This is a genomic window from Massilia glaciei (assembly GCF_003011895.2).
Lineage (GTDB): Bacteria > Pseudomonadota > Gammaproteobacteria > Burkholderiales > Burkholderiaceae_D > Telluria_A > Telluria_A glaciei.
On sequence record NZ_PXWF02000204.1, the window covers coordinates 19,675 to 38,392 of the forward strand.

The following is an 18,718-nucleotide window of genomic DNA, read 5'->3' on the forward strand; positions in this document are numbered from 1 at the left end:
GCAGTGTCGTGTAATTGGACTACATTTCGTAAGAATCTCACCAACTTTGAGCACCATTGCACCATAAAAACCCTGCGACGGCGATGTCTTGCCAGTGGCTGTTGCTAATAAGCAACATCCTTATGAAGCAAGATTACAAAATACTAATGAATAACGCCCGCCGTTCGACCCGGCTTCTGACCGGATGCGCACGTCCGTCAATGTCGCGAGTACAACTTTGTGGCCCTGCCGCTGCACTTTGGGCACACGGGAAGGCGCACGGGCAAAGGCGGCAACGGTCGCGCCCCTATGTACCTAAACTAAATGATTGCCAAAGCACCCTTCAGGACCCGGGTCGCTAACAATTGCCACTGCCACATCGATGTAGTATCCTCGATCCCATAAATTTAAGTAGTCAAACTACGAAAAACAACGCTTTTGGAGACCAAATGACCAAGATCCCGTCCCGGCGCCCGCGCGGCGCGGCGCTGCGCGCGCTGTGCGCCCTGTTCGCCAGCGCCGGCGCCATCGCTCCCTCCAGCGCCACCGCGGCCGAGGTCGAAGTGCTCCACTACTGGACCTCGGGCGGCGAGGCGAAGTCGATCGCCGAGCTCAAAAAGACGCTCGCCACCAAGGGCGTCAACTGGAAGGACTTCGCCGTCGCCGGCGGCGCCGGCGAGAACGCGGCGACCGCGCTCAAGGCGCGCGTGATCTCGGGCGGCGCGCCGACCGCGGCCCAGGTCAAGGGACCGGCGATCCAGGAATGGGGCGCCGAGGGCGTGCTCGCCAATATAGACGCGGTGGCCAGGGCCGAAAAATGGGATAGCCTGCTGCCGCCGGCCGTCGCGGCGGTCATGAAGTACAAGGGCAGTTACGTCGCCGCCCCGGTCAATGTGCACCGCGTGAACTGGCTGTGGGTCAATCCGGCGGTGCTCAAAAAGGCCGGCGCCAAGGCGCCCGCGACGCTGGCCGAGTTTTTCGACGCGGCCGACAAGATCAAGGCGGCCGGCATGGTCGCGCTCGCGCACGGCGGCCAGCCGTGGCAGGACGCGACCGTGTTCGAGTCGGTGGCGCTCGGGGTCGGCGGCGCCGAATTCTACAAAAAGGCGTTGGTGCAGCTCGACCCGGCAACGCTGGCCGGCCCGACCATGGTCAAGACGTTCGACACTCTCGCCAGGATCAAGACCTATATAGACCGCGATGCGGCCGGGCGCGACTGGAACCTGGCGACCGCGATGGTCATCAACGGCAAGGCCGGCATGCAGTTCATGGGCGACTGGGCCAAGGGCGAATTCACCGCCGCCGGCAAAAAACCGGGCACCGACTTCTTGTGCCTGCCCGCCCCGGGCACGGCCGCGGCCTACACCTTCAACATCGACTCGATGCTGATGTTTAAAAAGAGCCGCGCCGACGACCAGAAATCGCAACTTGTGCTGGCCAGCGCCATCATGAGCCCCGCATTCCAGGAGGCGTTCAACCTGAACAAGGGGTCGATCCCGGTGCGCTCGGGCGTCCCAAGCGCCAAGTTCGACAGCTGCGCCCTGCAGTCGATGAAGGACATGGAGGCGAGCGGCAAGGCCGCCTCCTTCGTGCCGAGCATGGCGCACAACATGGCGGTCGGTTCGGCCGCGCAGGGCGCGATCATGGACGTGATCTCGCGCTTCATGAATTCGTCGATGTCGTCCAAGGACGCTGCGGCGGCGCTGGCCAAGGCCGCCAAAACCAAGTAAGCGAACGGCCCGCCGCCCTTGGTGGCGGGCGCATCGACACCGAACCTTCCGAAAGCCCCCCTTGCGCCTTTCCGCCCTCGCCGACCGCTGGCTGCCGCGCCTCGTGCTCGCGCCCACCGTGCTCGCCTCGCTGCTGTTCGTGTACGGCTTCATCGCCATCACCGGCTACCTGTCCCTGACCGAGTCGCGCATGATGCCGAACTACGAATACAGCGGCTTCGGCCAGTACGCCGCCCTGTTCGAGCTCGAGCGCTGGACCGTGGCGATGACCAACCTGGCCATCTTCGGCGGCCTATTCATCGCCATCAGCCTGGCCGTCGGCCTGTCGCTGGCGATCTTCCTCGACCAAAAAATCCGGCTCGAGGGCGCGCTGCGCGCGGTCTACCTGTACCCGATGGCGCTGTCGTTCATCGTCACCGGCGCGGCCTGGAAATGGATCCTCAACCCCGGCCTCGGCTTCGAGAAAATGGTGCGCGAATGGGGCTTTGCGGAGTTCACCTTCGACTGGCTGATCGACCCGGACATGGCGATCTACACGGTCGTCATCGCCGCCGTGTGGCAGTCCTCGGGCTTCGTGATGGCGCTGTTCCTGGCCGGCCTGCGCGGCATCGACGAGAGCATCATCAAGGCCGCCCAGGTCGACGGCGCCGGCCTGCCGACCATCTACCGGCGCATCGTGATCCCCTCGCTGCGCCCGGTGTTCTTCAGCGTGCTGCTGATCCTGGCCCACATCGCCATCAAGAGCTTCGACCTGGTCATGGCGCTGACCTCGGGCGGGCCCGGCAACGCGACGACCGTGCCGGCCGTGTTCATGTACCAGTATTCGTTCGCGCGCGGGCAGATCGGGCTCGGCGCGGCCTCGGCCGTGATGATGCTGGCCACGGTGCTGGCGGTGCTGGTGCCGCTGATGTACCTCGAGACGAAGGAACCGCGCCATGGCCGTTAAACCACCGGGCGCCCGGCTCCCGCTCGGGCGCGCCGCACTGTACCTGCTGCTGGCCCTGTGCGCGCTGTACTACCTGATGCCGCTGTACGTGATGTTGTCGACCTCGTTCAAGTCACTCGACGAGATCCGCGCCGGCAACCTGCTCGACCTGCCGCTCGCGCCCACCGGCGCGGCCTGGGGCAAGGCCTGGTCAACGGCGTGCACCGGTGCCCAGTGCGAAGGGCTGGCGCCGTATTTCTGGAATTCGCTCAAGATGGCGGTGCCGGCGGTGCTGCTCTCGACCATGATCGGCTCGCTCAACGGCTACGTGCTCGCGCACTGGCGCTTCCGCGGCGCCGAGATCGTGTTCACCGCGCTCATGGTCGGCTGCTTCATCCCGTTCCAGGTCGTGATCCTGCCGATGGCGCGCTTGCTGGGCCTGGCCGGGATGGCCAACACCACCGGTGCCCTGGTGTTCGTGCACGTCGTCTACGGGCTCGCGTTCACCACCCTGTTCTTCCGCAATTACTACGTCAGCGTGCCCGAGGAGCTGGTCAAGGCGGCCCGCATCGACGGCGCCGGCTTCTTCCTGATCTACCGCAAGATCATCTTCCCGCTGTCGCTGCCGATCTTCATGGTCTGCTTCATCTGGCAGTTCACCCAGATCTGGAACGACTTCCTGTTCGGGGTCGTGTTCGGCGGCTCGGACGCGCAGCCCGTCACGGTCGCGCTCAACAACCTGGTCAACACCTCGACCGGGGTCAAGCAATACAACGTCGACATGGCCGGCGCGATCATCGCGGCGCTGCCGACGCTGCTGCTGTATCTGGTGGCGGGCAAATACTTCGTGCGCGGCCTGACGGCCGGCGCCGTAAAGGGATAGAAAAAAAATGGATAGCAAAAAGGGGCAATGAGGATGGCGAGTCTATCGATACGCAATGTGCGCAAGGTCTACCCCAACGGGGCCGAGGTCCTCAAGGGCGTCGACCTCGAGATCAACGACGGCGAGTTCCTGATCCTGGTGGGCGGCTCGGGCTGCGGCAAGTCGACCCTGCTCAACATGATCGCCGGGCTCGAGAGCGTCACCGAAGGCGAGATCCGCATCGGCGATCGCGTCGTCAACGACGTGCCGCCCAAGTCGCGCGACATCGCGATGGTGTTCCAGTCGTACGCGCTGTACCCGACCATGACGGTGCGCGAGAACATCTCGTTCGGGCTCGGCATCCGCAAGGTGCCCAGGGACGAGCAAAAGCGCATCGTCGAGCGGGTCGCCGAGACGCTCCAGATGACCGACCTGCTCGATCGCAAGCCAGCCATGCTGTCGGGCGGCCAGCGCCAGCGCGTGGCGATGGGGCGCGCCATCGCGCGCGATCCGGCCCTGTTCTTGTTCGACGAGCCGCTCTCGAACCTCGACGCCAAGCTGCGCGTCGAGATGCGCGCCGAGATCAAGCTGCTGCACCAGCGCCTCGGCACCACCATCGTCTACGTCACGCACGACCAGATCGAGGCCATGACCCTGGGCGACAAGATCGCCGTGATGAGGGATGGCGTGGTCCAGCAGTTCGGCAGCCCGCAGGATATCTACGACAATCCGCAAAACCTGTTCGTGGCCGGCTTCATCGGCTCGCCCAGCATGAACTTGCTGCGCGGCCGGATCGGGCCCAACGGCTTCGCGCTCGAACACGCCGGCGTGACGACCATGCTGGCGCTGCCGCCCAACCTGGCCGGCCTGCACCAGCGCGAGGTCATCCTCGGGATCCGCCCCGAGCATGTGACCGACGCGGCCAGCGCGCGCGCCGGCGCGGGCGGGGCCGGCTACCACCCGAGCGAGGTCGCTTGCACGGTCGAGATGATCGAGCCGACCGGGCCCGACACGTTGGTGTTCGCCTGGTTCAACGGCGCCCGCCTCACCTGCCGCACCCACCCGCGCGCGGGCGCCACGGCGGGCCGCCCGCTCACGCTCGCATTCGATCTGTCCAAGGCCGTGCTGTTCGACCCGGCCACCGAACAACGCCTCATCTGACCCCCCAAAGGATAAACATGAACCCCACCATCAAAGCGCGCGCCCTCTCCGCCCTCTCCGCCATCGCCGCCGCCTGCCTGTGCCTCGGCGCCGGCCTGGCGCAGGCCAAGGACTACCGCATCGACCATCTCGAGCCGCCGTTCTGGTGGGCCGGCATGCAGGAAAAGAAAGTGCAGCTGATGGTGCACGGCGAGCGCATCGCCGAGCTCACGCCGGCCTTGTCGTGGCCCGGGGTGAGCATCGAGCGCGTCACGCGGGTGGCCAACAAAAACTACCTGTTCATCGACCTCTTGATCGCGCCGTCGACCGTGCCGGGCAAGTTCGACATCCGTTTCGACGGCGCCGGCAAGGGCGTCAAATACAGCTACGAGCTGCTCGCGCGCGCCCCCGGATCGGCCGCGCGCAAGGGCTTCGACAGCAGCGACGCGATCTATCAGGTCATGCCCGACCGCTTCGCCAACGGCAGCGCCGCCAACGACAGCGTCGCCGCCATGCCCGACAAGCTCGACCGAAAACTCGGCCACGGCCGCCACGGCGGCGACCTGCAGGGCATGATCGACCGCCTCGGCTACATCGCCGACCTGGGCTTCACCCAGATCTGGCCCACCCCGCTGGTCGAGAACGACATGGACAACTACTCCTACCACGGCTACGCCGCGACCGACCACTACCGCATCGACGCGCGCTACGGCAGCAACGCCGACTATAAGCGGCTGGCCGACGAGGGCCGCAAAAAGGGCGTCGGCATCATCCAGGACGTGGTGCTCTCGCACATCGGCTTGAACCACTGGTGGATGAAGGACATGCCGACCCCCGACTGGACCAACCACGGCGGCAAATTCGTCGGGACCCAGCACCACCGGGTCTCGGTGCAGGACCCCTACGCGGCGCGCGAGGATGGCCAGAACTTCACCACCGGCTGGTTCGGCCCGAACATGCCCGACATGAACCAGACCAACCCGCTGGTGGCGACCTACCTCATCCAGAACAACATCTGGTGGATCGAATACGCGGGCCTGTCGGGGCTGCGCATCGACACCTACGGCTACTCGGACGGCGCCTTTTTGACCGAATACACGCGCCGCCTGATGGCCGAATACCCGAACCTGAACATGGTCGGCGAGGAGTGGCACAAGTCGCCGGCGGTGGTGTCGCGCTGGCAGCGGGGCAAGCGCAATTTCGACGGCTATGTGAACTCGCTGCCGAGCGTGATGGACTTCCCGATGGCCGAGGCGATGCGCGGCGCGCTGGCCGAGAAGGAGACCGGCGCCGGCTTCCAGGACGTCTACGAGCTGCTCTCGCAAGATTACCTGTATCCCGACCCGGGCAACCTGGTCCTGTTCGAGGGCAACCACGACGTGCCGCGCATGTTCAGCGTCGTGGGCGAGGACCAGGGCATGTACCGCATCGCGATGGCCTACCTGATGACGATGCCGCGCATCCCGCAGTTCTACTACGGCACCGAGGTCCAGATGACCAGCACCACCAAAGGCCGCGACGACTCGAGCTACCGCCAGGACATGCCGGGCGGATGGGCCGGCGACAAGGTGAGCGCCTTCACCGGCGAGGGCCTGAGCGCCGCCCAGCGCGGGGCGCAGGCGCTGGTGCGCAAGCTGGCCAACTGGCGCAAAAACAAAAGTGTGATCCACCACGGGAAGATGATGCACTACGGCGCCGAGAATGGCACCTACGTTTACTTCCGCTACGACGGCAAACAAAAGGTGCTGGTCGCGTTCAACAAGAACGGCAAGGACGTCGCGCTGCCGACCGCGCGTTTCCACGAGATGCTCGGCGGCGTGGCCGGCGGCGTCGACGTCATCAGCGGCCAGCGCTTCGACCTGCGCACCGAACTCAAACTGCCGGCCCGCTCGGCCGTGATCCTCGAACTCTAAGGACCCGCATGAACCTGACCCGCATGAACCTGACCCGCCTCAGCCTCGCCCTCGCCGCCCTGGCGCTTCCCCTCGCCGCCCCCGCCCAGGCGGCGGGCGACGCTGCGCCGCTGGCCAAGGACCTGTTCGTGCGCGGCGGCTTCAATGGCTGGGGCACCGACAACCAATTGGTCTACAAGGGCAAGGGCGTCTACGAGGTCGAAATCCTGATCAGTCCGGGCAACCACGCGTTTAAGGTCGGCCACAAGGACTGGAGCGCCGAATGGGTCGTCAATCCGGACGCGAGCGTGACGGTGGCGCCCGGAACCGACTACAAGATGGATCCGCATCCGGGTCCCGAGGACTACCTGTTCGTCAAGAAGACCGCCGCCTATAAATTCCGCATCGACGTCAACGACGCCAAGGCGCCGGTGCTGCGCGTGGTGCGCCTGGAAAATGCGCCGGTGGCGGCGACCGACCCGCACGCGGGCCACGCGGGCGTCGCCGCGGTCCCCTACCGCACCTTCGACGGCCAGACCGAGACGGCGCGCTACTCGACGCCCGACGCCGCCGCGAAGCTGCGCACCTATGCCCACTCGAGCACCATGCAGCTGCGCGACCCGGGACCGCAGCACACCAGCTACACCGAGAACGCCGCGGTCCCCAACGTGCGCAGCGGCAACCTCGCCTTCGACGCCCTGTTCGCGCTGGCCGGCGCCGAGATGCGGCAAAACGCGGTGCGCGAGATCCGCGACGGCAACTACAACGGCGGCGCCGCGATCGCCTGCGACTGCTTCGAGACGGGCGAAAAATGGCACTACGTCTGGACCCGCGACCTGTCCTACGCCGCGCACCTCGGGCTGGCCATGCTCGACCCGGCGCGGGTGGTCAATTCGCTCAACTTCAAGCTCTCGGGCTGGCGCCCGGGGATCACGCCGGCCGCGCAGGTGGGCAGCACCTACGGCGGGCTGCAGCTGGTGCAGGACACCGGCAGCGGCGGCAGCTGGCCGGTCAGCACCGACCGCGTGAGCTGGGCCTTCGGGGCCGAGGCCGCGCTCAAGGCGCTACCCGCCAGCGAGCGCGCAGTGTTCGCCGCGCGCGCGCTCACGGCGCTGGGCAACACGCTCGAGAACGACCGGCTGGCCGCGTTCGACAGGGCCTCGGGCCTGTACACGGGCGAGCAATCGTTCCTCGACTGGCGCGACCAGAGCTACGCCGCCTGGATCATGAACGACATCGCCTCGCTGGCGAGCTCGAAGGCGCTGTCGACCAATGTCGGCCACTACAAGGCGCTGACGCTGGCGGCCACGCTGGCGGCCGAACAGGGCATGGCGGCGCGCGCGAAAAAATACGCGGCCTGGGCCGCCGCGCTCAAGAAGGCGATCAACAAGGGCCTGTGGCTCGAGGACGCCGGCATGTACAGCAGCCTGAGCGCGCCCCACTTCGACGGCGCCCCGATGCACAAGTTCGACTGGCTCGGCCAGTCGCTGGCCATCGTCACCGGCGTGGCCGACGGCGCGCGCGCGCGCAAGATCCTGGCGCGCTATCCGCACGGGCCGATGGGCGCGCCGGTGATCTATCCGCAGCAGCCTGGCGTGCCGGTCTACCACAACCGCGCCATGTGGCCATTCGTGACCGCCTACGGGCTCAAGGCGGCCGCTCTGGGCGGCAACGTCAGCGTCGCCGACGCCGCCTACGACACCCTGATGCGCGGCGCCGCGCTCAACCTGTCGAACATGGAGAACCTCGAATGGCTGTCGGGCCAGCCGCTGCTGCTCGACGAGAAGAACCCGGCCCTGATCGGCCCCGTGATCAATTCGAAACGCCAGTTGTGGTCGGTCGGCGCCTATCTCGGCATGGTGGTCGAGAACGTGTTCGGGATATCGACCACGCCGGGCGGCATCGCCGTCAAGCCGTTCATCACGGCGCGCCTGCGGCGCGAGGCGTTTGCGCAATCGGACGCGATCACCCTCAACAACCTGGTGCTGCGGGGCCGCGCGCTGACGGTGCGGGTGCTGCTCCCGAAGGCGGCGGCCGGCGAAGGCTACTACAAGGTCGACGCGGTCACGCTCAACGGCGCGCCCGTCGGGCCGGCGATCGACTGGCGCCGGCTTGGCGCCGATAACACGATAGAGATCCGGCTCGGCGCCCTGCTCCCCGGCGAGCAGGCGATCACGCGCGTGAAGGCCGACCCTTATTCGGAGGCCGACGCCGTGTTCGGCCCGCCCGAGCCGCGCGTGTCGAAACTGGCGCGCGACGCGGCCGGCCATGCCGGCTTCGACATCGCGCCGTCGAAAAACCCCGGCAACACCGTCTACAACATCTACCGCGACGGCAAGCTGGTGGCGGCCAAGGTGGCGGCCGGCGCCTGGACCGACCGCCGCGCCGGCGCCGGCGCGTGCTACGCGGTCGAAGCGCAGTTTGCCGACTCGGGCAACCGCAGCCATCACAGCGCGCCCCAATGCGTCGGGCGCAGCATCGATATCGCCGTCACCGACGCCCGAGTCGCATCGAACATCGCGCCGAGCGGGCCGAGCGGCCCCAAAGCGGCGCGCTTTGGCGCGCCGCACCTGAAGGACTGGGGCGGGCTGGCCGACACCTTTGCCGTCGGCCCGATCGAGGTGCCCGAGGCGGGCCAATGGCAAGTCCAGCTGCGCTACCATAATGGCGCGAACCAGATCAACCTTGGCATCAGCGGCGGCGTGAAATGGCTGACGCTGCGCGACGCCGCCGGACGCGTGGTGGCGCAAGGGGTGGTGCAACTGCCGCACGCGCGCATCGACAAGGCCAACACACCGCTGGTGTATTCGACCCCGCTGGCGGCGCGCCTGGAGGCGGGCGCATACCGGCTCCAACTGAGCGACTTTTACAATATGAGCTACCTGGAAAGCAACAGCACCTTCAGCGCCGCCGGCGGCGTCGACGGCGCGTCGAACAGGGTCGACCTGTACGGCGTGCGGCTGACCCAGACCCAATAACCCGCACGGAGAACCCATGCCAATTTTGCGCCACACCCTGATCGGCGCCGCCGCCCTGGCACTGGCCGCCAACGCCGCCGCGACCACGGTGCGCATCCACTACGACGCCGGCCAGTCGCGCCTGATGGTGCGCGGCGACAAGGGGCCGATGACGTGGTCGAAGGGGGCCCCGGCGGCCGCCGCGGGCGCCAACGTCTGGGTCTATTCGTGGCCCGACGCGCTCGGCGACATCAGCATGAAGCCGAGCCTGGGCGACGGGCGCGTCGCGATCGGCGGCACCTACCGGCTGGCGGCCGGCAGCACGGCCGATATCTACCCCTTCTTCGGCGCGCCGCAGGGCAAGCTGTCGATCGTCGACGGGTTCGAATCGCCGCAGCTGAAAAACAAGCGCAAGCTGCGCATCTACCTGCCGCCGAGCTACCAGGAGAATCCGGCCAAGCGCTACCCGGTGCTGTACATGCACGACGGCCAGAACCTGTTCGACGCCAAGACCGCGGCCTACGGCGTCGAGTGGGGCATCGACGAGACGGTCGACCGCTTGGTCGCCGCCGGCAAGCTCGACGAGATCATCGTGGTCGGGATCGACAACACGCCCGAGCGCATACCCGAATACACACCGTGCTGCGACCCCAAACACGGCGGCGGCAAGCTCGATGGCTACCGCGCCTTCATCGTCGACACGCTCAAACCCCACATCGACAAGACCCTGCGCACCCTGCCGGGCAGGGAGTCGACCGCGATCATGGGCTCGTCGCTGGGCGGGGTGGCCTCGGTCGCCATCGCGCAGCGCCACCCCGGGGTGTTTTCGAAGGCGGGCGGGGTATCGAGCTCGTTCTGGTGGAATAACAGGGACATGATCGCCAATTTGCCGGCGCGCGTGCCGGTCAAGTTCTACATCGACGCGGGGACCAAGGACGACGGCCTCGAGGAAACCGTGCGCATGCGCGACGCGATGCTGGCCAAGGGCTACCGCGAGGGCGCCGATTTGCTGTTCCACGCGGCCGACGGCGCCGGCCACAACGAGAAATCGTGGGCGGCGCGCGTCGAAAAACCGCTGCTTTGGTTTTTCCCGTGGCGTGGCGTGAAGAACTGACGCCAATCGACCAAAGCGCCGTTTGCCGCTTGGCAATTGATCTGTGGGGGCGTGGCGGGCCGCGCCGCCAGCACGCAGTGCTGTCCGGAATAATCTGCTTGACACCGCAAGGGACTGCATCTGAAATTAGATCAGGTCGCAACTGAAATCGGGCGGATTGATAGCAAAAACCAACATCGTCTTCGGGCTCGGCGCCCCCCTTGGCGGGGGCGCCGAGCCCGAGGACGATGTAGGCTTGGGTCTTTACTGAAGTTCTCAATCTGCGCGATTTCCCGCGCACTAATTCGCGGCCTTCGCGATTTCTGCCGCCCCGTTAAAACGTTTCCCAGTCGCTCGTGGCCGGCGCCGGCTTGCCCGGCTTGGCGGACGCCTCGTCGCCGATGCGCGCGCGCGTGGCATCGATCTGGCGCCGGCTGGCCTGGCGCTGGCCGGCCTTGCGCAGCGGGGCGCGCGGCGCCGGCGCGGCGGCCGCGCTGTCGGCGTGGATCTTGAACACGCTGACCGCGTGCGCCAGGCTGCTGGCCTGGTGCTCCATCGACTCGGCCGCCGCGGCCGCCTCCTCGACCAGGGCCGCGTTCTGCTGGGTGACCGCGTCGAGCTGCGCGATGGCGCCGCTGATCTCGTGGATGCCCGCGTTCTGCTCGCCCGTCGCCACCGATATCTCGGTGATGATCGCGTCGACCCGCTGCACGCTGGCGACCACCTCCTCCATGGTGGTGCCGGCGGCGTCGACCAGCTTGCTGCCGGCCTCGACCTGCAGGACCGAGTCGCCGATCAGGGTCTTGATCTCCTTGGCCGCCGCCGCCGAGCGCTGCGCCAGGTTGCGCACCTCGGCCGCCACCACCGCGAAGCCGCGGCCCTGCTCGCCGGCGCGCGCCGCCTCCACCGCCGCGTTGAGCGCCAGGATGTTGGTCTGGAAGGCGATGCCGTCGATGACGCCGATGATGTCGACGATCTTGCGCGACGAGTCGTTGATGGCGCCCATCGTGTGGATCACCTGCGAGACCGTGTCGCCGCCGCGCAGCGCCACCGCCGACGCCGCCGCGGCCAGCTTGCTGGCCTGGCTCGCGTTGTCGCCGTTCTGCCTGACGGTCGAGGTCAGTTGCTCCATCGACGAGGCGGTCTCCTCGAGCGAGCTGGCCTGCTCCTCGGTGCGCGAAGACAGGTCCTGGTTGCCGTGCGCGATCTCGATCGATGCCTGGGAAATGGCGTCGGTGCCGGCGCGCACCCTGCCGACGATGTCTGCCAGGCTGTCGTGCATGGCCTTGAGCGCGTTGAGCAAAATACCGATCTCGTCGCTGCCGCCGGGCCGGATGTTGGAGGTCAGGTCGCCGCTGGCGACCGTGTTGGCGATGCCGACCGCTTCGTTGAGTGGCCCGGTGATGCTGCGCGTGAGCCATACCATGAAGGCCGAACCGGCCACCAGCAGGACGATGCCCAACAGCGCCAATTGCAGCGCCGCCGCCTGGCGTATCGCGCTCAGATCCTTGGTCGATTTTTCGAACACCGCCACCATCTGGGTTTCGGTGAACTTGGCGATGGCGTCGATCGCGTCGGAGGCGCTGTGGTCCTGGCCCTTGACCATGGCGTCGACCTGCTTATAGCTTTCCGGGTTGGTGCCGTCGAAGGTGGCCAGCGCGGTCAGGTAGTTTTTTTCAAGCTCCTCGGTGATACGGGCGGCGCCGGCCACGAGCGGCGTCGGTATGCCAAGCTTGGTCAGCAGCTTGTCGGTCCTGGCCAGGTTCGCGCGGGTCGCCACGCCGCTGTCCTTGAAGGCCTTGGTGTACTTTTCGAGTTGCTCGGGGTCGCCGCCGCGCAACAGAATATTTTTCCATTCCTGGATCTGGGTTTTGAACGCGACCTGGGCGATGCGCGCCGCGTCGGTCGCGGTGGCCATGTCGGCCCCGCGCTGCATCGCCGCGTCGCTGGTCTGGTGGGCGCGGTCGAGCGCGAACCAGGCGCCGGTCCCGAGCACCGAGACGGAGATAAAGCAAAATATGCCGAGCGCGCTCAGGCGGGTGGCGATCTTCATGTTGGCAAGCTTCACTGGAGTTCCTTTTTTTGTCTCTACAGACCCTAATAATGCACTAAATCAACATTCCCATGGCGCTTTCAGGCCTCATTCCGGCCAAGGCGGAAACGGGTGCTGGCCGGGCGGCCCGGCAGCTTGAGGGTCGCCACGGCCGCCGGCGCCTCGCTCACGACCACCCCGCGCCGCAGCACCAGGCGGCGCCCGGCGCGCAGGCGGATCGCCTCGACCGTGCTGCCGGCGTCGAGCACGACCAGGTCGGCGTGGCGGCCGGGCGCGATGCCGTAGCCTTCGAGGCCGAGGATGCGCGCCGGGGCCTCGGTCACGGCCAGGAAGCACTGGTGCATCGCGTCCTGCCCCGTCATCTGGGCCACGTGCAGGCCCATGTGGGCGACCTCGAGCATGTCGCCCGAGCCGAGGCTGTACCACGGGTCCATCACGCAGTCGTGGCCAAAGGCGACCTCGACCCCGGCGGCCAGCAGTTCGGGCACGCGCGTCATGCCGCGCCGCTTGGGATAGCTGTCGTGGCGGCCCTGCAGGGTGATGTTGATGAGCGGATTGGCGATCGCGGCCACGCCCGCCTCGCGCATCAAGGGCAGCAGCTTGCTCACATAGTAGTTGTCCATCGAGTGCATCGAGGTCAGGTGCGAGCCGGCCACCATGCCCTGCATGCCCAGGCGCAGCGTCTCGCTGGCGAGCGTCTCGATGTGGCGCGACATCGGGTCGTCCGACTCGTCGCAATGCATGTCGACCCGCAGTCCCTTATCGGCCGCGAACTCGCACAGCAGGCGCACCGATTCGGCGCCGTCGGCCATGGTGCGCTCGAAATGGGGGATGCCGCCGACGACGTCGACGCCCATCGCGATGGCGCGCTTGAGGTTGGCGAAGGCGTTCTTGTTGCGCAGCACGCCGTCCTGCGGAAAGGCGACCAGTTGCAAATCGATGTACGGGGCCACGCGGCGCCGGACCTCGAGCAGCGCCTCGACCGCCAGCAGGCGGTCGTCGCAGATGTCGACGTGGGTGCGGATCGCGAGCAGGCCGCGCGCCACGGCCCAGTCGCAATACTGCATGGCGCGCTCGACCAGCGCCTCCTGGGTCAGCTGCGGCTTGAGTTCGCCCCACAGGGCGATCCCTTCGAGCAAGGTGCCCGAGGCGTTCACGCGCGGCAGGCCGTAGCTTAATGTGGCGTCCATGTGGAAATGGGCGTCCACGAACGGCGGCGTGACCAGGTCGCCCTGCGCGTCGATCTCGCGCCCGGCCTGCACGGCCAGTCGCGGGCCGAGCGCGGCGATGCGGCCGTGCTCGATGGCGATGTCGATATCGCGCCGGCCGTCGGGCAGGCTGGCGTTGCGTATGACGAGATCCATCATTTCTCCTGAGCGCTCTGAGCTTTTATTGTAGCGATAGAGCGGGGGCCGCGTCCAAGCAAATATTTCTTGGCACAATTCGATGCTGCGGTGCGCTCGTCGTTTGAGAATACGGTGGAAAATAGCCGTGTTCAAGCCCTTTTTCAGGATAGACTAGGAAATATTGCATTGCATCACAAACAACCCCAAAGGACGCTCATGAGCCACATTTCAGAACAGTTTTCCGCCGCCGGCAAGTCGGACTTCGAGGCGCAGCTCGGGTTGTTGACGGCGTTCTTCGGCAAATGCTTCGAGAACACGGAGCGCCTGATGGCCTTGAACATGCAGGCGAGCCGCGCCGCCGTCGACACCTCGAGCGCCGCCGTACGGCAGTTCGTCACGCTGCTGGCCAGCGTGGCCGAAAACGGTGCCGCCCCGGCGCCGGCGGCGGTTTCCGCACCCAAGCCCGAATCGCCGGCGGCGGCGGTCGACAACAAAGCGAGCGCCACTGCCAAGGCCGAGGCCAAGCCCGAGGCCGAAGCCAAGCCGGTCGCCGACGCCAAGCCCGCCACCAGGGCAAGGGCCGAAGACTATGCTGAACCCGTGCCAGCGGCAAAGGCCAAGCCGGCAGAAAAAGTCGAACCCGCGCCGGCGGCAAAGGCCAAGCCGGCAGAAAAAGTCGAACCCGCGCCGGTGGCAAAGGCCAAGCCGGCAGAAAAGGCTGAACCCGCGCCAGCGGCTGTGGCCAAGCCCGCCGCCAAAGCCAAAGCCGAGCCGGCACCGGTCGAGCAGGCCAAGCCGGCAAGCAAGGCCGCCGCCAAACCGAGCGCAAAAGCGGCCGCGCCAACGGCCACCGCCGCAAAAAAAACTGCGGCGCCTTCCAAGAAGAAATAACCCCCTGCTCAGCGCGGCTTCGGCAAACGGAGTAAATTAGCGGGCTTCGGCCCGCCAATGGTGCGCGGGCCCCGCTGACAAGGGACGGGGTATGGGTTTATCCACGCTGGTGTTTGGCTTCGTGCGGCGCCATTGGGGCGCGTACGCCGCCTCGGCGCTGATGCTGATCGGCGTGGCGGCCCTGACGGTCTGGGTGCCGCGCAAGATCGGCAACATGATCGACGGCATGGCCGCGCGCACCATGAGCCAGGACCAGCTGCTGGCCGAAATCGCGCAACTGATCGCCATCGGCGTGGCCATCTACGTCTTGCGCGTGAACTGGCGTATGCGCCTGTACGCGGCGGCCTACCAGCTCGGCCTCGAGCTGCGCGCCCGTTTTTACGCGCGCCTGTCTAACCAGGGCGCCTCGTTCTTCCAGCAGCAGCGCACCGGCGACCTGATGGCGCTGGCCACCAACGACATCGACGCGATCGAGATGGCCGCCGGCGAAGCCATGCTCGCCGGCTTCGACGGCACGCTCACGCTGGTGATGGTGTTAGGGATCATGATGCTCGGGGTCGACTTGCGCCTGTCGCTGGTCGCGCTGCTGCCTTTCCCGCTGATGGCGTACGCGTTCTGGCGCATCTCGAGCCATATCCACAGCGCCTCGAGCGACTCGCTCAACCGTTTCGCCGCGCTCAACAACCATGTGCAGGAGTCGCTCTCGGGGGTGCGCACATTGCGCGCGCTCGGCCTCGAGCAGCGCAGCGCGGCGCGCTTCGGCGAACTGGCCGGACAAGCGGCCGACGCCAGCGACGCGGTGCAAAAATGGGAGGCCGCCTACGAGCCCGCGTTCGGCCTGACGCTGACGGCGGCCGGCGTGCTCACGCTCGGCCTGGGCGGCTACCTGGTCTGGCACAACGAGCTGACCATCGGCGCGCTGACCAGCTTCACGATGTACTTGGGCCAGCTGATCTGGCCGATGTTCGCGGCCGGCTGGGTGCTCTCGCTGATCGGGCGCGGACGCGCCGCGCTGGCGCGCCTGCAACCGATGCTCGACGCCCCGCTGTCGATCGACGACCACGGCACGCTCGAACAAATCGCGCCCGGCCCGCTGGCGCTGCGCGGGGTCGGCTACGCCTACCCGAACCAGGACGCGGCCGCGCTCAAGGACGTCTCGCTCACGCTCGCGCCCGGCCAGACGCTGGGGTTGGTGGGACCGACCGGCGCCGGCAAGTCGACCCTGCTGCGCGTGCTGCTGCGCCAGCTCACGGCCCAGCATGGCGAAGCGACGTGGGGCGGCCATCCGCTCGACGCCTACGCCCTCGCCACCCTGCGCGGCGCGCAGAGCTGGGTGCCGCAGGAGCCCTTTCTGTTCTCGGCCACGCTGGCCGAGAACATCGCGCTGGCCCGGCCCGACGCCACCCGCGCCGAGATCGAACAGGCCGCGACCATGGCCGCCATCCACGACGACATCACCCGCTTCCCGCAGGGCTACGACACGCCCGTGGGCGAGCGCGGCATCACCTTGTCGGGCGGCCAGCGCCAGCGCGTGGCGATCGCGCGCGCGCTGCTGGCCGACAGCGCGCTGCTGCTGCTCGACGACGCCCTGTCGGCGGTCGACACCGGTACCGAAACGCGCATCCTCGGCCACCTGCAGACGCTGCGCCGCCAGCGCCCGGGGCGCAGCGTGATCATCGCCAGCCACCGCCTCTCGGCCGTGGCGGGGGCCGACCTGATCGTGGTGCTGCGCGAGGGCCGCGTGAGCGAGTCGGGCACCCACGACCAACTGGTCGCCCTGGGCGGCTGGTACGCCGCCCAATGGCGCTACCAACAACTGGAGGCCAGCCTCGATGCATCCTGACACCCCCGCCAAACCGGCGCTGGCCCAGACCGGCAAGGCGCTGGCGCTACTGCGCCGCGCGGCCGAACCCGAACGCAGGCATTTGGGCTGGGCCGTGGTCTGGCTGGTGCTGGCCGCCGCGCTCGAAGTCGCCGGCCCGATCTTGGGCAAGATGCTGATCGACGAACACTTGCTGCCGCGCCGGCTCGACTGGCCGCGCATGGCCGCCATGCTGGGCGCCATGTTGGTCACCGGCTGGGTCGCGAGCTGGCTGCGCTACCTGCAGCTGGTGCGCCTGTCGGGCCTGGCGATGCGCTCGGTGCGGCGCCTGCGCGAATGGGTCTACGGGCACGTGCTGCGGCTGCCGATGGCGTTCTTCGACCGCGCCATGACGGGCCAACTGGTGAGCCGGGTGACCAACGACACCGAGGCCGTCAAGACGCTCTACATCCAGGTGCTGTTCGTGATCCTCGACAGCAGCATCGTCCTGGTCGGCACCATGGCGGCCATGGCCTGGCTCGACTGGCGCCTGATGCTGATCGTGCTGGCGCTGGTGCCGGCGGTGGTGGCCATCGTCTGGCTGTACCAGCGGCTGTCGGCGCCGGCGGTCCACCGGGCGCGCGCGCTGCGCAGCGACATCAACGGCCAGATCGCCGAATCGATCGGCGGCATGAGCGTGCTCCAGGCCAGCAACGCCGAGCGGCGCTTCGGCGCGCGCTTCGGCGCCACCAACCAGGCCCACTACAAGGCGCGCCTGGCCGAGCTGCGCGCCAACGCCTTTTTGCTGCGGCCCGCGCTCGACCTGCTCAATGTGCTGCTGCTGGCGATCGTCATCTTCAGCTTCGGGCAGCGCACCATGAGCGCGGTCGAGGTGGGCGTGCTGTACGCCTTCATCAGCTACATCGCGCGCGTGATCGAGCCGCTGATCCAGATCACGATGCAGTTCAGCGGCTTGCAGCAGGCGGTGGTGGCGACGGCGCGCGTGTCGGCCCTGCTCGAAGAGACCGGCGCCCCCGAACACGCGCCCGGCAAAGCCACGGCCACGCACACGGCCGCGCACAGCGAACCGGGGAAGCGTCCCTTGCAAGGGACGCCCGCTGCGCAGGGGCGCGGCATGCCGCACCAAGTCCCTGCTGCGCCGCCGGCCCTACGCATCCGCCACCTGAGCTTCGCCTACAACCCGGGCGACGACGTGCTGAACGACCTCAACCTCGACATCGCGCAGGGCGCGTTTTACGGCATCGTCGGGCATACCGGCAGCGGCAAGTCGACGCTGCTTTCGCTGATGCTGCGCTACTACCCGGCGCCCGCGGGCGCGATCGAGATGAACGGCCACCAGCTCGAGTCGATCGACAACGAGCGCTTCCGCGCCGAGGTCGGGCTGGTGCCGCAGGACCCGTTCCTGCTGGCCGCGTCGGCGCGCGAGAACATCGACATGGGCCGCGGCCTGGCGCAGCACGAGATCGAGGCGGCCGCGCGCGCGGCGCACGCGCACGATTTCATCAGCGCGCTCGAACAGGGATACGACACGGAGTTGGGCGAAGGCGGCTCGCGCCTGTCGACTGGCCAGAAGCAGCTAATCGCGATCGCCCGCGCGCTGGCCGGCAAGCCACGCCTGCTGCTGCTCGACGAGGCGACCTCGCACATCGACAGCCAGACCGAGCAGATCGTGCAGGTGGCGCTCAACGAATTGCGTGGGCGCGTGACCATCGTCGCGATCGCGCACCGGCTCTCGACCATCCGCGAAGCCGACCAGATCGTGGTGCTCAACCACGGGCGCATCGCCGAGGCGGGAACCCACGAGCAACTGATGCAGATCGAGGGCGGGTTTTACCAGCGCCTCTACCTGCTGCAACAGCTGGCAATGTGAGGCTTTCGGGCGGCTGACTAAACACTGTCCGAATGCTGCCTGTTGCCCGCTTACGCCCCTTAGCCGACAGTCACCGGTTGTCCAACGGCCCCGCCGGTCCACACTATTTTAGGCGGAATTCCTGATGGGCTATCATCGTGCTTTTGCTTAAAAAAGTG

At 67.4% G+C, this 18,718-nt stretch carries 12 protein-coding genes; 10 read left to right on the plus strand and 2 right to left on the minus strand.

What is annotated here, in order from left to right; translation table 11 throughout:
* Positions 1-428: 428 nt before the first annotated feature.
* The 7 genes from C7C56_RS12680 to C7C56_RS12710 all read left to right on the plus strand — a co-directional run bounded on the left by C7C56_RS12680 (position 429) and on the right by C7C56_RS12710 (position 10,599).
* Positions 429-1,709: an ABC transporter substrate-binding protein gene (locus C7C56_RS12680; RefSeq protein WP_106757759.1), complete on the plus strand. Its 1,281-nt coding sequence runs from the start codon at positions 429-431 to the stop codon at positions 1,707-1,709.
* 61 nt (positions 1,710-1,770) lie between these two features.
* Positions 1,771-2,655 (plus strand): carbohydrate ABC transporter permease, encoded by an 885-nt coding sequence (locus C7C56_RS12685; RefSeq protein WP_106757760.1) that lies wholly within the window; start codon positions 1,771-1,773, stop codon positions 2,653-2,655.
* Complete coding sequence (locus C7C56_RS12690; RefSeq protein ID WP_106757761.1) at positions 2,645-3,517, plus strand: carbohydrate ABC transporter permease; 873 nt, start codon at positions 2,645-2,647, stop codon at positions 3,515-3,517. Before C7C56_RS12685 ends, C7C56_RS12690 begins: the two co-directional genes overlap by 11 nt.
* Positions 3,518-3,550: 33 nt before the next feature.
* Complete coding sequence (locus tag C7C56_RS12695) at positions 3,551-4,657, plus strand: ABC transporter ATP-binding protein (RefSeq protein WP_106757762.1); 1,107 nt, start codon at positions 3,551-3,553, stop codon at positions 4,655-4,657.
* A 17-nt stretch (positions 4,658-4,674) separates the two neighbouring features.
* Entirely contained in the window at positions 4,675-6,549 is a 1,875-nt protein-coding gene (locus C7C56_RS12700; protein ID WP_106757763.1) for a glycoside hydrolase family 13 protein, read from the plus strand.
* A gap of 8 nt (positions 6,550-6,557) precedes the next feature.
* Complete coding sequence (locus tag C7C56_RS12705) at positions 6,558-9,506, plus strand: MGH1-like glycoside hydrolase domain-containing protein (protein ID WP_106757764.1); 2,949 nt, start codon at positions 6,558-6,560, stop codon at positions 9,504-9,506.
* Positions 9,507-9,522: 16 nt separating this feature from the next.
* The gene (locus tag C7C56_RS12710; protein ID WP_106757765.1) at positions 9,523-10,599 is read left to right on the plus strand and encodes an alpha/beta hydrolase; all 1,077 of its coding nucleotides are present in this window, start codon (positions 9,523-9,525) and stop codon (positions 10,597-10,599) included.
* 313 nt (positions 10,600-10,912) lie between these two features.
* Here C7C56_RS12710 and C7C56_RS12715 read toward each other — a convergent pair whose 3' ends face one another.
* Both C7C56_RS12715 and C7C56_RS12720 read right to left on the minus strand, forming a co-directional pair.
* A complete protein-coding gene (locus C7C56_RS12715) occupies positions 10,913-12,646 on the minus strand; it encodes a methyl-accepting chemotaxis protein (RefSeq protein ID WP_229458743.1) in 1,734 nt (577 codons plus the stop codon).
* Between the two features lie 65 nt (positions 12,647-12,711).
* The gene (locus C7C56_RS12720) at positions 12,712-13,995 is read right to left on the minus strand and encodes an amidohydrolase family protein (RefSeq protein WP_106757778.1); all 1,284 of its coding nucleotides are present in this window, start codon (positions 13,993-13,995) and stop codon (positions 12,712-12,714) included.
* Positions 13,996-14,064: 69 nt separating this feature from the next.
* On the opposite strand from C7C56_RS12720, the gene C7C56_RS12725 reads away from it, so the two are divergent.
* The 3 genes from C7C56_RS12725 (at position 14,065) to C7C56_RS12735 (ending at position 18,560) form a co-directional block, all read left to right on the plus strand.
* A complete protein-coding gene (locus C7C56_RS12725) occupies positions 14,065-14,868 on the plus strand; it encodes a phasin family protein (protein ID WP_146204455.1) in 804 nt (267 codons plus the stop codon).
* A gap of 91 nt (positions 14,869-14,959) precedes the next feature.
* A complete protein-coding gene (locus C7C56_RS12730; protein WP_106757767.1) occupies positions 14,960-16,711 on the plus strand; it encodes an ABC transporter ATP-binding protein in 1,752 nt (583 codons plus the stop codon).
* A complete protein-coding gene (locus tag C7C56_RS12735; RefSeq protein WP_106757768.1) occupies positions 16,701-18,560 on the plus strand; it encodes an ABC transporter ATP-binding protein in 1,860 nt (619 codons plus the stop codon). Before C7C56_RS12730 ends, C7C56_RS12735 begins: the two co-directional genes overlap by 11 nt.
* The last annotated feature ends 158 nt before the right edge of the window (positions 18,561-18,718 follow it).